This is a genomic window from Pseudoalteromonas sp. NZS71, assembly GCF_015864715.1.
Taxonomy (GTDB): Bacteria; Pseudomonadota; Gammaproteobacteria; order Enterobacterales; family Alteromonadaceae; genus Pseudoalteromonas; species Pseudoalteromonas arctica.
This window is the reverse complement of sequence record NZ_JADYWS010000002.1, coordinates 50,411-63,896: the sequence shown is the minus strand read 5'-3', so window position 1 is coordinate 63,896 and position 13,486 is coordinate 50,411. Positions and strand designations below refer to the sequence as shown.

10 protein-coding genes and 1 tRNA gene are annotated in these 13,486 nt (G+C 39.6%); 2 read left to right on the top strand and 9 right to left on the bottom strand.

Features of this window, described 5'->3' with window-relative positions; genetic code table 11:
* Window positions 1-14: 14 nt before the first annotated feature.
* Window positions 15-1,043, bottom strand: a complete 1,029-nt coding sequence (gene serB, locus I6E85_RS01365) for a phosphoserine phosphatase SerB (RefSeq protein ID WP_197236489.1) — start codon at window positions 1,041-1,043, stop codon at window positions 15-17.
* Window positions 1,044-1,195: 152 nt separating this feature from the next.
* Here serB and I6E85_RS01360 point away from each other — a divergent pair, with 152 nt between their 5' ends.
* Entirely contained in the window at window positions 1,196-1,816 is a 621-nt protein-coding gene (locus I6E85_RS01360) for an AhpA/YtjB family protein (RefSeq protein WP_197236488.1), read from the top strand.
* On the opposite strand, the gene I6E85_RS01355 is transcribed toward I6E85_RS01360, so the two are convergent.
* The 4 genes from I6E85_RS01355 to prfC form a co-directional block, all read right to left on the bottom strand.
* On the bottom strand, window positions 1,783-2,550 hold the full coding sequence (locus I6E85_RS01355; protein ID WP_197236487.1) for a TatD family hydrolase: 768 nt from the start codon (window positions 2,548-2,550) through the stop codon (window positions 1,783-1,785). The two genes, I6E85_RS01360 and I6E85_RS01355, sit on opposite strands and share 34 nt — an antisense overlap.
* A 21-nt stretch (window positions 2,551-2,571) precedes the next feature.
* Window positions 2,572-3,210: a pyridoxamine 5'-phosphate oxidase gene (gene pdxH, locus I6E85_RS01350; protein ID WP_024590043.1), complete on the bottom strand. Its 639-nt coding sequence runs from the start codon at window positions 3,208-3,210 to the stop codon at window positions 2,572-2,574.
* A gap of 534 nt (window positions 3,211-3,744) precedes the next feature.
* The gene (gene argS / locus I6E85_RS01345; RefSeq protein WP_007581630.1) at window positions 3,745-5,487 is read right to left on the bottom strand and encodes an arginine--tRNA ligase; all 1,743 of its coding nucleotides are present in this window, start codon (window positions 5,485-5,487) and stop codon (window positions 3,745-3,747) included.
* A 59-nt stretch (window positions 5,488-5,546) separates the two neighbouring features.
* The gene (prfC, locus tag I6E85_RS01340; RefSeq protein WP_007581628.1) at window positions 5,547-7,136 is read right to left on the bottom strand and encodes a peptide chain release factor 3; all 1,590 of its coding nucleotides are present in this window, start codon (window positions 7,134-7,136) and stop codon (window positions 5,547-5,549) included.
* Between the two features lie 851 nt (window positions 7,137-7,987).
* Here prfC and I6E85_RS01335 point away from each other — a divergent pair.
* On the top strand, window positions 7,988-10,654 hold the full coding sequence (locus tag I6E85_RS01335; RefSeq protein WP_024590044.1) for an ATP-binding protein: 2,667 nt from the start codon (window positions 7,988-7,990) through the stop codon (window positions 10,652-10,654).
* A 75-nt stretch (window positions 10,655-10,729) separates the two neighbouring features.
* Here the strand turns inward: I6E85_RS01335 and rimI are convergent, their stop codons facing one another.
* From rimI to guaA, 4 genes are all read right to left on the bottom strand, one after another.
* Window positions 10,730-11,197 carry a ribosomal protein S18-alanine N-acetyltransferase gene (gene rimI / locus I6E85_RS01330; protein ID WP_007581622.1) on the bottom strand — a complete coding sequence of 156 codons (468 nt, stop codon included), beginning with the start codon at window positions 11,195-11,197 and terminating at the stop codon, window positions 10,730-10,732.
* A complete protein-coding gene (locus I6E85_RS01325; RefSeq protein ID WP_024590045.1) occupies window positions 11,184-11,489 on the bottom strand; it encodes a hypothetical protein in 306 nt (101 codons plus the stop codon). The genes rimI and I6E85_RS01325 overlap by 14 nt, the downstream gene beginning before the upstream one ends.
* A 64-nt stretch (window positions 11,490-11,553) precedes the next feature.
* Window positions 11,554-11,630: transfer RNA gene (locus I6E85_RS01320), tRNA-Trp, on the bottom strand.
* Between the two features lie 155 nt (window positions 11,631-11,785).
* On the bottom strand, window positions 11,786-13,363 hold the full coding sequence (guaA, locus tag I6E85_RS01315; RefSeq protein WP_024590046.1) for a glutamine-hydrolyzing GMP synthase: 1,578 nt from the start codon (window positions 13,361-13,363) through the stop codon (window positions 11,786-11,788).
* Window positions 13,364-13,486: the final 123 nt, after the last annotated feature.

The window sequence follows — 13,486 nt, the reverse complement described above, 5'->3', positions numbered from 1 at the left end:
TAACTTAAACAACTTTAAAGAGCGGGCTCATTTTCTAACGGAATAGCCAACATATACAGCAATTGCAATAATGACCCTTCACAAATAGCCGCTTGTGCTTGCTCAACTACTTTAGGTTTGCCATGCACTGCTACACCTAGGCCAGATTTAGCCATCATGATTAAATCGTTTGCGCCATCGCCAATAGCAACTGTTTGCGACTTCTCAAGCCCTAGTTTATGTTGTAACGACTCTAGAATAATTGCTTTTTGTTGTGCATCTACAATTGTACCCAGTACTTTACCTGTTAGTTTATCGTCTTTAAATTCGAGTACATTAGCGTGCACTTCATCTAAATTAATAAGCTCTTGAACGCGCTCTGCAAACGGTACAAAACCACCTGATGCAATTGCTAAATACCAGTCATGCTGTTTTAGAATTTGACACAGCACTTTAATACCCGGCATGAGTGGCAATGCACTTTTTAGTTCTTCAATTAAGCTTTTTTCAATACCAGCCAGTTTAGCTACACGCTGATTTAAACTCTCGCTAAAATCAAGTTTACCCGCCATTGCAAGTGCGGTTACAGAGGCAACTTCGTCGTAAACATCCGCAAGCCGTGCTATTTCGTCTATGCACTCAATAGTTATTGCAGTTGAATCCATATCCATAACCAATAAACCAGGCTCATATAAATTAGGCGCAGTAGCAACTTGCACTAATTGACAATCTAGAGTGTTTGAAAACTCTTGTAGCACTAACGGGTTTATAGCTTGATCGGAGTTTTGCACGTAAAAACACAGTGCTGGAGCTAACCCTAAATCTGGTTGATATTGGCATATAGCAGTGACGGTTTGGTTATGCATAGCTAAAAAGTCAATAATGCTAACAATGTGTTTTTCTTCAAAATCACCCGCAAATGCGATGCTAAATAACCCTAATGCTTTGTTTGGTATATAATCAAGAGGTGTAAATACACCACCACTATAGCTAAACCATTTATTTAGAGTTAAGTGTTGTAATGGTTGCTCAGCAGCTTGCTGTGCCATGTTGATTTGCGACATGGGATCTCCGTGTTTATTTTTATTTTCCTGATAATTGGCATATCATAACTGGTATTCTCAACACTAAATTCGCCATCAGGTGGGGTTTAAGGTTATAGTTAGTGTAGTTGTAACATCAAATCAAAATGCTGTCAGTAGCATAAACGGTGACTATGAAAAATAACCATATTAAAAACCCTATTACTGCTTCTCAAAGAAAACGACTTGTTCGCTTAATACTAGCGGCTGGTTGTTTTGTATTACTAAGCTGGGTAGGTGTTAATAGTAGTTTTCAGAGTCATCAGTTACTTTATGATAGTGCCGATAGCACGGCAAAAAGCCTCACTCAGTTTATGGCTTTAAATGTTAAAACACCGCTTATTGAAAAAAACAAACCACAGCTCAACGCCATTTGTAACGATATAAGTAAAGATGAATTTGTGCTTTCTGCGACTATTTATGATCAACAAGGCACTTTAATTGCTAGCAGTGATAATTGGCAGTCACATCATATTTATGGACAACTCCCTGACTCTACACCGGGTATTAGTAAACTAAAAACACCTTTTATGGAACCCGTGATAAGCGATGATGACCGCCCTATAGGCTTTGTGTCTGTTACTTATTTAACTCGCGCCGCAATATCCGACAGCCATAATCATTTTCATGACTTAGGTCGACAGGTACTATTAATGCTAGTGATTGCATGTATTTTTACGTGGCAGTTAGGGCGTGGATTAAAACGTTGGCAGGTAAATCGCTATATGCAAAAAACATCTGAACAAGAATCGTAAAGCTGCTTTGCAAGCGTCCCTCTTTCACTATGTGGCTTTAAATCACATAACGCGTTAAATACATCAGGTATATGCAGTGGCGTGTTAACTTCACCTTGATGACCGCTTAACGGCATTGAAGGTGAGTCGGTTTCAAGCACTAAGTGCTCTGGCTCAATAGCAGCAATAACAGCGCGTGTTTTAACTGCGCGTTCATAAGTAATAACACCGCCTACGCCAAGCTTAAAACCTTGCTTAATATAGTACTGCGCTTGTTGAAGTGAGCCAGAAAAGGCATGAATCACTCCCCCGTTTTTTGGCTTACACCGCTTAAACGATTGCGCAATTAAATCATGGCTTTGCCTATGATGCACAATGAGCGGTAAGTTAAGCTCATTAGAAAGCCCTATTTGCTGCTCAAATAAATAATTTTGTTTAGGAAGGTTTTCAATACTTCGATCAAGCCCGCACTCCCCAATAGCTACCAACTGATGCTTATTTGCAGTCGCGAATTCAAATAACGCTTCTATGTGCGATTCGTTATGTTGCTCTAAAAAGTAAGGATGTAGCCCTGCGGCTATTTTTATACTTAGGTAAGTTGCTTTGAGTTTTATGAGAGTATGCGATTGAGCAAGCGTAATCCCCGGCACAACAAACTGATTAACTCCCTTTGCTACACACTCGTTTATGAGCGATTCACGATTCGAATCAAACTCGCTAAAGTCGAGGTGGCAATGAGAGTCAATAAATTGCACGGTTACTTACTCATCTATTTATTAAGGGTTTAAGCGTGTAATTTGCCAGCTATTATCTGCTTGGCGCTGATATATAAAGCGATCATGCAAACGATGCGCCCCACCTTGCCAAAACTCAATTTTAGTGGGCACTACACAATATCCGCCCCAAAAATCAGGAAGTGGTATTTCACCTTTAGCAAACTTATTTTTCATGTTGGCGAAGGTTTCCATGAGTACTTTACGTGATGACACCGGACGACTTTGCGCTGACGCCCACGCTGCTAATTGACTTTCTTTAGGACGAGATAAAAAATACTTTGCCACAGCAGAGGTAGGCAATGGTTTAGCCTCGCCATATACAATAACTTGGCGTTCCATGTGGTGCCACGGAAAGTGCAGCGATATTTTGTTATTACCTTTAAGCTCTTGCGCTTTACGCGAACCTGTATTGGTAAAAAAGACAAAACCGTTATCATCCAGATGCTTTAAAAGCACAATGCGCTGTGAAGGTTGAGCGGTTTCATCAACAGTTGCTACAACCATCGCAGTTGGATCGGGTAACTGGCTTGCCACTGCATGCTCAAGCCATGTTTCAAACTGCTTGAATGGATCATCTTGCAAGTTATCTTCGCTTAACGCGTCTTGCAGGTATTCACGGCGGATATCTTCGAGTTTCATAACAAATCCTTTAAATAAAGCCTTAGAAAAGAGCTTAGAGTAGCGAGCTTAAAACAATAGATGTTGAGTAATAACAAATATTAAGATTCAGGTGCATTCGATAGCAATAACACCGAGTCTCGAGTGTATTCGATAGCAGTAAACATAGAGTCTCAGGTGTATCGATAGCAATAAACACAGAGCCTCAGGTGCATTCGATAGTAATAAACATAGAGTCTCAGGCGTATCGTTGGGTTTCGTTTCACTCAACCCAACCTACAACGTAAACTACACAACTCAGATATCTGCAAGTGTAGAAGTGCTGACAAGACGGAGTGCTTTTTTATGCCAAGGAGCATACATTTAGTATGTGACTTAGGCTAAAAAAGCACGACAACGCAGTCAAAGCGAACTACACGCAGCATACGGTTTACCTAAGTAGTTTAGCCTAAGACAAGGCGTCCAATCCGGCTTATCCCTATGAGCATACGGTTTGTATGTGATTAGGGTAAGTCGGATTGGATAACGCAGTATTAGGTTAAAATACGACGGTGATTACATTTGCTCCATAACTTCAATGCCTAGCAAATCTAATCCCGTTTCTAATGTTTTAGAAACCAAATTACACAGCACTAAGCGGCTATCGCGCACGCTTGGCTCTACGCCCTCTTTAAGTACTGGGCAGGCTTCGTAAAATGTCATGTATAAGCTTGCTAGCTCATATAAGTAACCACATAGTACGTGCGGTGTTGCTTCGCTGATCATTAAATCAAGTACTTCTTCAAGCTGTAGTAGCTTAAGTGCTAGTGCTTTTTCTTGAGGCTCAATAATTGCAACATCTGAATTTAATGTAGCTGCATCAACGCCTGACTTACGGAAAATACTGCGTATACGTGTATAAGCATATTGTAAGTAAGGGGCGGTTGCGCCTTCAAAGCTTAGCATGCTGTCCCAGTTAAAAATATAATCGCTGGTACGGTGCTTAGAAAGGTCGGCGTATTTAACTGCGCCAATACCTACTTTACGTGCAATCTCGCTGCGATCGCTATCACTTAAATCCGATTCACGTTCAGCTAGTTTTGCAGCTGCACGGTTAATTGATTCTTCTAATAAGTCAGCAAGTTTTACTGTGCCGCCAGTACGTGTTTTAAATGGTTTGTTATCGGCGCCCATCATGGTGCCAAACGGGCAAAACTCGTAACTTGTTTCGTCTCGTAATAAACCTGCTTTACGCGCTGTAAGCTCTACTTGATTAAAGTGTAGGTTTTGACGTGCATCTACAAAAATTAAGATACGATCAGCACCTAATTTATTTGAACGGTAATCACATGCTGCTAAATCTGTTGTTGCATATAAAAAGCCACCGCCAGATTTTTGTACGATAAACGCTGAAGGCTCGCCATCTTTATTAGCTAGCTCATCTAAAAATACAACTTGTGCACCTTGCGACTCTACGGCAATGTTTTTATCTTTAAGTAGGCTAATAATATCGTTGAGCTCTGCGTTGTATGCGCTTTCAGCCATAATATCGGCTTGAGTAAGCGTTACATTTAAACGTTTGTATACTTCTTCAGAGTGCTTAACTGAGGTGGCTATAAATAGTTTCCAAAGTTTTTCACAGTGTGCGTCGCCGCCTTGTAATTTAACAACGTAATTACGTGCTTTATCTGCAAAGCCTTCTTCATCGTCAAAGCGCTTTTTAGCATCGCGATAAAAGGTTTCTAAATCAGCAAGCGCTACAGAATCTAAATCTACACCTTGGCTAATTTGATCTTCTAAATGCGCGATTAACATACCAAATTGCGTGCCCCAATCACCCATGTGATTTTGACGTACAACCGTATCACCTCTAAATTCAAGCGCACGCACAATTGAGTCACCAATAATGGTTGAACGTAAATGGCCTACGTGCATTTCTTTAGCAAGGTTTGGTGATGAATAGTCAACAACCACTTTTTGCGGGTTAGCATGCTCGTTTACAGCAAGCTTTGCATCACTGTTAGCGGCTTGTACGCTTTGCGCTAAAAACTCAGGCTTTAAATGAATATTAATAAAACCTGGGCCAGCAATTTCAGTCTTTTGAGCAATATCGCTTACATCAAGATTATCTATAATTTTTTGCGCAAGCTCACGTGGGTTGCTTTTCATTTTTTTAGCCGCGCCCATTGCTGCATTAATTTGGTAATCACCAAATTGTGGACGTGTGCTTTGTGTTACTGCTGGGTTTGTATCTTCAGGTAAGCCTGCGCCCGCCATAGCGGCAATGGCTTTTTCGATTAAAATAGTACGAATATTCATATTTTTTACCTTTGTAAGCCCGCCAAAGCAGGCTTTCAGTTAACTGTAGTCAGTCGATTCTAGTTTTCGCGAGTGTGGTTAAATGTCACTTCTGGGTAACGCTCTACGGATAAATTAAGATTTACACGGCTCGGCGCAATGTAAGTTAAGTTATCACCACCATCGAGTGCTAAATTACTTTCGCACTTGCGCTTAAAGTCTTCAAACTTTTTCACATCGTCACTGCTTACCCAACGCGCTGTATTTACGTTTACACCTTCGTAAATAGCATCTACGTTATATTCGGCTTTTAAGCGCGCTACAACTACATCAAACTGAAGTACACCTACCGCGCCCACAATTAAATCGTTGTTTATAAGCGGTCTAAATACTTGCACAGCACCTTCTTCAGAAAGCTGTACTAAGCCTTTTAATAATTGCTTTTGCTTAAGTGGATCGCGAAGACGAATACGGCGGAATAATTCAGGCGCAAAGTTAGGGATACCGCTAAATTTAAGTTTTTCGCCTTGTGTGAACGTATCACCAATTTGAATGGTACCGTGGTTATGCAAACCAATAATATCGCCCGCGTAAGCGTCAGCTGCGCGCTCACGATCGCCCGCCATAAAGGTTACCGCATCAGAAATGCTCACTTGCTTGCCAATTCGCACGTGATTCATTTTCATGCCTTGGCTGTACTTACCCGATACAATACGCATAAATGCAATACGGTCACGGTGCTTAGGGTCCATGTTGGCCTGAATTTTAAATACAAAACCAGTAAAGTTTTCTTCAGTTGCGACAATAAGTCTGTCTTCGGTTTCACGAGGCAGTGGCGTTGGTGCCCATTTAGTTAAACCATCTAAAACGTGGTCAACACCAAAGTTACCAAGTGCGGTACCGTAATAAACTGGCGAAAGCTCACCTGCTAAAAACAGATCTAAATCAAATTCGTTTGATGCGCCAATAACAAGCTCAAGCTCATCGCGTAATTGCGCAGCTAAATCTTCACCAATGGCAATATCAAGTTCTGGGTTATCAAGACCTTTAATGGTACGAACTTCTTGAATTTTATGACCCTGACCTGTTTTGTATAAAACAGCTTCGTCATTATGAATGTGATAAACACCTTTGAACTCTTTACCACAGCCAATTGGCCAAGTAATGGGTGCACAGGCAATATTTAGCTCTGTTTCAACTTCGTCAAGCACTTCCATTGGGTCGCGAATTTCACGGTCACATTTATTCATAAACGTAACAATTGGCGTTGTACGCAGGCGTGTAACTTCCATTAGCTTACGGGTACGATCTTCTACACCCTTTGCCGCATCAATAACCATTAAACACGAATCTACCGCAGTTAATGTGCGGTAAGTATCTTCCGAGAAGTCTTCGTGTCCTGGCGTATCAAGTAAATTAACAAGTGCGTTGTTATATGGAAACTGCATTACAGAGGTAGTAACAGATATACCACGCTCTTTTTCCATTTCCATCCAGTCAGACTTTGCATGTTGGTTAGAACCACGGCCTTTTACGGTACCGGCTCGTTGAATCGCTTGTCCGAATAACAATACTTTTTCGGTAATGGTTGTTTTACCAGCATCTGGGTGAGAGATGATAGCAAAGGTTCGTCGTTTATTAATTTCGCTAAGGAGATTTTGATCTGCCATTAAAAAAGTTCTTTTAGTTTGTATACGGATATTATCCACTTTAAGTATGCTGAGCTTTCAAGGCTTAAATAATACCAATTGCATTAAATTAGCGTTCTATTATAGCGATAATAAAATAGCGCAATAACAAGGCGAAATTATCACATAGAGTTATTCTCTATGAATAATTTTTAACGTAGTTAGTGAGTTATTTAATACGCTAGAACGATCTTGTTTTAATAAAATTGGTATAGAGCAACCTCGAAAGCTCAACACACCATCAGAAAAGCCCTAAATTGGCCCTTCACATGCGATCCGTTATGTTAATCGTAATTGAAGACTATTTTCGCTGATCTTGGCCTTATAAACAATCAATGGTTGGTTATTAGCTGATCTTTTTTATTAATATGGATTTTGGGAAGCCTAACTGCAAATGAGGTACAAAAAATCAGTAATAAGCCAAATAAATAGGATCAGCACACAATACACCAAGCTTCTGCACACCATTAGAATTTTTAAGCCTTGCTTGAGAAGATAACCTAGTGGCCCGGCTAACAGCCCTGCGTTAACCCACTGGTATTTATAACTGAGAGTAAATTAGAATATTCAATTTTAAGTGATAGCATTTATCTTTAAAAAAATGACTTTAAAAGATGTAAATTTATGTAAACTTTTTTGAACAATAAAATAACGGTTATAAGCATGTAACTTATTAAATTAAAATAACTTAATAAAATAAAAAAACACCAATACAGAGCTAAATACCATGCAACTACTGATTGTAATTTAGCCACCAAGACCGCCACAAGCTTGTGTAATAAAGTCGTAACGCATATTATTGATAGATTGCATGGAGGATAAGTCGTTTGGTCATGAAAACCAGTAAGTTAAGTATTAGATTATTATGGTATATAACACCCCTTGTTATTCTACCGCTGCTATTTTTAGGTGGCTTTACGCTCACCAATGTAACTAATTCAACACAAAAACAAGCTGATTTAATAATGAGCCGTTTTGTTGAGCAACAACAGCAAAAAATATTTAATTATATCGACTCTTTTCACTCTACTGCAAAACTACTTTCAACCTCGCCAGTACTTAGTGATTTTTTAGCAAACGACATTCGTGCCAACGGTAATTACACCCGAAAACTTGGCGCGCTTATGGATGTATTTGCCAGTTACAGTGAGGCTTATCCCGATATAATTAGCATTAATTTAGTTTCAGCCAGTGGGAAAAGCGATGCCTACTACTCTAACAACCTAACAACAGCGCCTAAAAGCTACCCGTTTTTTAATCAAGTATTGCAAAGTAATTTAAGTAAACAGCAATTTATGATTCAAAAGGATGATGGCACCACTAGTTTGTATTTTATTCAACGAATTTATAGTGTTGATTACTATTTAAAACGACCACAGCAGCTTGGTTTCATTGTAATACATATAGAACCTTCAATACTAAACTCTAGTATTTTAGAAGCGCCATATAACAACACGCTTAATTTAATGTTGACTAAAGACGGGAAAATTTTATTTAGCTCCGATTACAATATGCGTGGCCAATACATAAGCGAGTACGAACTTAATCAAGTGCACGACCTCGCTGATATCGGCATGCTTTCAACTATTGAACTCTCAAGCATAGACAAAATAGAGCGAATGATTTTTGCAGTGCAAATGCCCGGCGGATATTATTACGTATCGACCATTCCCAAAGGGGTGCTTTATCAATCAGGTAAAGCCATAAGTTTAATAACAGGCTTAATTGTTATTATTTCGGTGATCACCCTGCCAATATTAATTTTTATAGTGGTACGTAATTTATTACTTAACCCAATTGAATTACTAGGTGCTGCAAGCCACCGTGTTGGTGATGGCGATTTGTCGGTGCACTTACCAGCTCATACAAATGATGAAGTAGGTGTTTTATTTAACGACTTTAACCACATGGTTAATCAAATAAGGCACTACCAACAACAGCTTGAAGAATACAAACACCACCTTGAAGATAAAGTGGAAAGTCGTACCCAAGCACTTGAAGCTATGAACAGCCAACTTGAGTTAGCTATTGGCCAAGCTGAGCAAGCTAATCAACTTAAGAGTCGTTTTTTAGCTAACATGAGTCACGAAATACGCACGCCGCTCACGGCCATTATGGGTTTTACAGAGCAGTTACTACACAACGATAAAGTAGCGAATGACAAACAACACCTAAGCACTATTTTACGTAATTCAAAACACTTACTAGAGTTAATAAATAACATACTCGATTTATCTAAAATTGAAGCTGAAAAGCTGGCTGTTGATTTGTCAGCGTTAAACGTAGTGCAGCTTGTGCACGACATTGAATCAATTATTCAACCACTGGCACAAGAAAAACAATTAACCCTTAATATCGACTATCAACTGCCGCTACCCCGCACCATTTATAGTGATGTGACCCGCTTAAAACAAATACTTATAAACATTGCTAATAACGCCGTTAAATTTACCGAAAATGGTAGCGTGTCTATTTGTGTGCATTATTTACAAGCAAGTCAAAAGCTAGAGTTTGTAATTAAAGATACTGGTATTGGTATGTCTGAGCATCAAATAGAACGTGTATTTAAGCCGTTTGAACAAGCCGATGCCACAACTACACGTCGTTTTGGTGGTACAGGTCTTGGGTTGTGTATTTCTAAAAACTTAGCACTGTTACTTGGTGGCGATGTAAACCTTGAAAGTGAAGTGGGTGTAGGTAGCCGAGTTACAATTAGGGTGGCATGTCAGCTATCTGATGATCAACCCATGCTTGAGTTTTTAACGCAAGAAAGCCAGTTAATACCAGAGAAAGACCCTCTCTTATCGTTTGCAACCAATAGCTTCGACGCCAATATATTAGTGGCTGAGGATAACCCAGATAACCAACTATTAATTAAATTATTACTGCAAACCTGGGGCCTTGAACCCGATATTGCCAGTAATGGCGCACAAGCTGTAGAAATGGCGCTCGTAAACGACTACCAACTTATTATTATGGATATGCAAATGCCTGTAATGGGCGGATTAGAAGCGACTAAAATGCTTCGTCATGCAGCGTATGATGGCCCTATTATTGCCCTTACTGCCAATGTAATGAACCATGATATAGGCACTTATCTAGAAGCTGGATGCGACAAAGCACTGGCTAAACCCATTGATAAAGATGCTCTGGAAAACGTACTCGTAAGCTACCTGCATCTTGAAAAAGATAATCAAAATAAATGGGATAGCCTATTAAAGAGCGAAAAGTTTCAGCAAATTGCCGATAATTACTTAGCTAACTTACCTACATATTTAGAAGAAGTTAAAGCTTTGCAGCATTGTGATGATTGGGAAGCATTAAGAGGTATAGCGCACAGTGTTAAAGGTAGTTCTGGATGCTTTAACTTTGATGAAATTTACCATAGCGCTGCGGCACTTGAAGAGAACTTAAAAAGTAACAATAAAGTACCAAGAGACGAGCTGGTAAATGATTTAATAGCAGCCATTGAGCAAGCAATTAGCGACAAAGTAACCTAAAAAGCAAAGTTACAAAACGGTACAAATGCAGTACTTTAGCGGCTCTATATTTTAAATGCTAATTACCGACTTTAATTATGAAAAGTTTAAACCTAGCGCCATACCCATTAAAATAGCGTCTTCAAAGCCATTTTTAGCAGGGTTATCACTTGGGTAGTAGTTTTTACGCACTGACATCTCAGCAAAGCCTGCGCGCTCGTACAGCGCAATAGCACGCGTATTTGATTCGCGAACTTCTAAAAAGAGGTTTTCAGCATTTTGCTGCTCACCATATTCAATAAACTGCGCTAACAACTGCCTTGCAATACCCTTACCCTGGTGACTTGGTGTTACACAAATATCCATAAGTGTAAAATCAGGCCCTGCTTTTTCACCAATATAAAAACCAATCATGCTTGCCTCATCAAATGCGGCAACATTAAAATAGCGCCCGCCTATACATGAACCCATTGTATTTAAAGTCCACGGATGGCTATGACACGCTGTTTCGATGGCCATTAATTGAGGTATTGCAGTTTCATCTACTGATTTAAAGTTTATCAAGGTATTCACTCATTAAAGCCCATAAAGCACGCTTCTCAGAGGCGTTGAGCTGTGGGGTTGGCAATGTAAGCTTATTGTCGTTTAATTGCATCTCACTGCCCTGTACAACGCTATTTATAATAATAGGTTCTGCACTGAGTTTAATGTCTGCAAGTAGTTGCTCATTTAGCGTTAAAGAACTAGCTATCGTGCTTTGCGATAAAGTATTAGCTTGCTCATTTGCTTGAGGACAATAATGTTGATTGAGTTCAAGATTTTCTATATCAAAAATAGCTGCGTAACGTGGATGCATAACAACTCAGTAGATTAGACATTTGAACAATATAAGAAGTAATAAAAACGATGTAAAGAAGAAATGGCAGGGGCGGAGAGATTCGAACTCCCAACCATCGGTTTTGGAGACCGCTGTTCTACCAATTGGAACTACGCCCCTGCAATGACGACGAATTATAGAGAAGTTTCGCCAAAGGTAAAGAGAAAAATCACTCTTTTAGTTTAACTGCTTTTTAAATAAACAAAACGGCGAATTAGCATGCTAATTCACCGTTTTTTAATCACTTAAACTTAGTTAATTAAAACTAAAATTAATTATTCCCATTCGATAGTTGCAGGTGGTTTACCTGAAATATCGTAAACAACACGAGAAATACCATCTATTTCATTAATGATACGGTTTGATACCACACCTAAAAACTCATAAGGTAAATGTGACCAGCGCGCTGTCATAAAGTCGATTGTTTCCACACAACGAAGTGATACAACCCAATCGTACTTGCGTGCATCGCCCATAACCCCTACCGATTTAACTGGTAAGAATACAGTAAACGCTTGGCTTACTTTATGGTAAAGCTCAGCTTTGTGAAGCTCTTCGATGAAAATCGCATCAGCGCGACGTAATAAATCACAGTATTCTTTTTTGATTTCGCCAAGTACACGCACACCTAAACCTGGTCCAGGGAAAGGGTGACGGTAAAGCATGTCGTACGGTAAACCAAGCTCTAGGCCAATTTTACGTACTTCATCTTTGAATAATTCACGTAATGGCTCAACTAGGCCCATTTTCATGTCATCTGGTAATCCGCCCACATTGTGGTGAGATTTAATAACATGCGCTTTACCAGTTGCAGATGCCGCTGATTCAATTACATCAGGATAAATTGTACCTTGCGCTAACCATTTTGCATTTTTAAGCTTTTTGGCTTGCTCATCAAATACATTAATAAACGTATGACCAATGGCTTTACGTTTATCTTCTGGGTCTGACTTACCCGCTAGATCATTTAAAAACTGCTCTTCAGCTTCAACTTTAACAATGTTTAAGCCAAATTTATTACCAAACATGTCCATTACTTGTTGGCCTTCGTTTAAACGAAGTAAACCATTATCAACAAATACACATGTTAGTCTTTCGCCAATTGCACGGTGAATAAGCATAGCCACAACCGATGAATCAACACCACCAGAGAGGCCTAAAATAACTTCGTCATCGCCAACTGTTTCTTTAATACGCTCGATAGCATCATCGATAATTTTTGCAGCAGTCCACAATTTTTCACAGCCACAAATATCAATAGCAAAACGCTCTAATAAGCGCTGACCTTGGTGCGTGTGTGTAACTTCTGGATGAAACTGTACACCGTAAAAACGTTTTTCTTCGTTAGACATTGCAGCATGTGGACAAGTAGATGTTTTAGCTGTTGTTGCAAAACCAGCTGGAATATCCATTACTTTGTCGCCATGGCTCATCCATACGTCGAGTATGCCGTTGCCGCCATCAGTAATATGGTCTTCAATTGCATCAAATAATGCACAGCTGCCTACTTTTTCAACTTGTGCGTAGCCAAACTCTTTTTTATCAGAGCTATGTACACTTCCACCAAGTTGAGCTGCCATTGTTTGCATGCCATAACAAATGCCTAGCACAGGCACGCCTGCATTAAACACATACTCAGGAGCGCGCGGGCTGTTTTCAAGTGTTGTTGATTCTGGACCACCAGAAAGAATAATACCTTGTGGGTTGAACTCGCGGATTTGCTCTTCAGTCACATCCCATGCCCACAGCTCACAGTAAACACCTATTTCGCGTATACGACGGGCGATTAATTGTGTGTATTGTGAACCAAAGTCTAAAATGAGAATTCGTGAATCGTGAATATCTTTGCTCATGGAGTATCTCGTAAAGTCTGATGCTAACTGCCACTTTGAATACCAATTTTATTAAACGTTGATTTAATGCAACCGATATTTATAAAGGGCTAAAAAGAGGGCCTGTAAAACAAGCCCAATAAT

What these genes read in the sequence shown, in the direction of transcription:
- serB (WP_197236489.1), bottom strand. Translation starts at nt 1,043, where the DNA reads ATGTCGCAAATCAACATGGCACAGCAAGCTGCTGAGCAACCATTACAA.
- I6E85_RS01360 (WP_197236488.1), top strand. Translation starts at nt 1,196, where the DNA reads ATGAAAAATAACCATATTAAAAACCCTATTACTGCTTCTCAAAGAAAA.
- pdxH (WP_024590043.1), bottom strand. Translation starts at nt 3,210, where the DNA reads ATGAAACTCGAAGATATCCGCCGTGAATACCTGCAAGACGCGTTAAGC.
- argS (WP_007581630.1), bottom strand. Translation starts at nt 5,487, where the DNA reads ATGAATATTCGTACTATTTTAATCGAAAAAGCCATTGCCGCTATGGCG.
- prfC (WP_007581628.1), bottom strand. Translation starts at nt 7,136, where the DNA reads ATGGCAGATCAAAATCTCCTTAGCGAAATTAATAAACGACGAACCTTT.
- I6E85_RS01335 (WP_024590044.1), top strand. Translation starts at nt 7,988, where the DNA reads ATGAAAACCAGTAAGTTAAGTATTAGATTATTATGGTATATAACACCC.
- I6E85_RS01325 (WP_024590045.1), bottom strand. Translation starts at nt 11,489, where the DNA reads ATGCATCCACGTTACGCAGCTATTTTTGATATAGAAAATCTTGAACTC.
- guaA (WP_024590046.1), bottom strand. Translation starts at nt 13,363, where the DNA reads ATGAGCAAAGATATTCACGATTCACGAATTCTCATTTTAGACTTTGGT.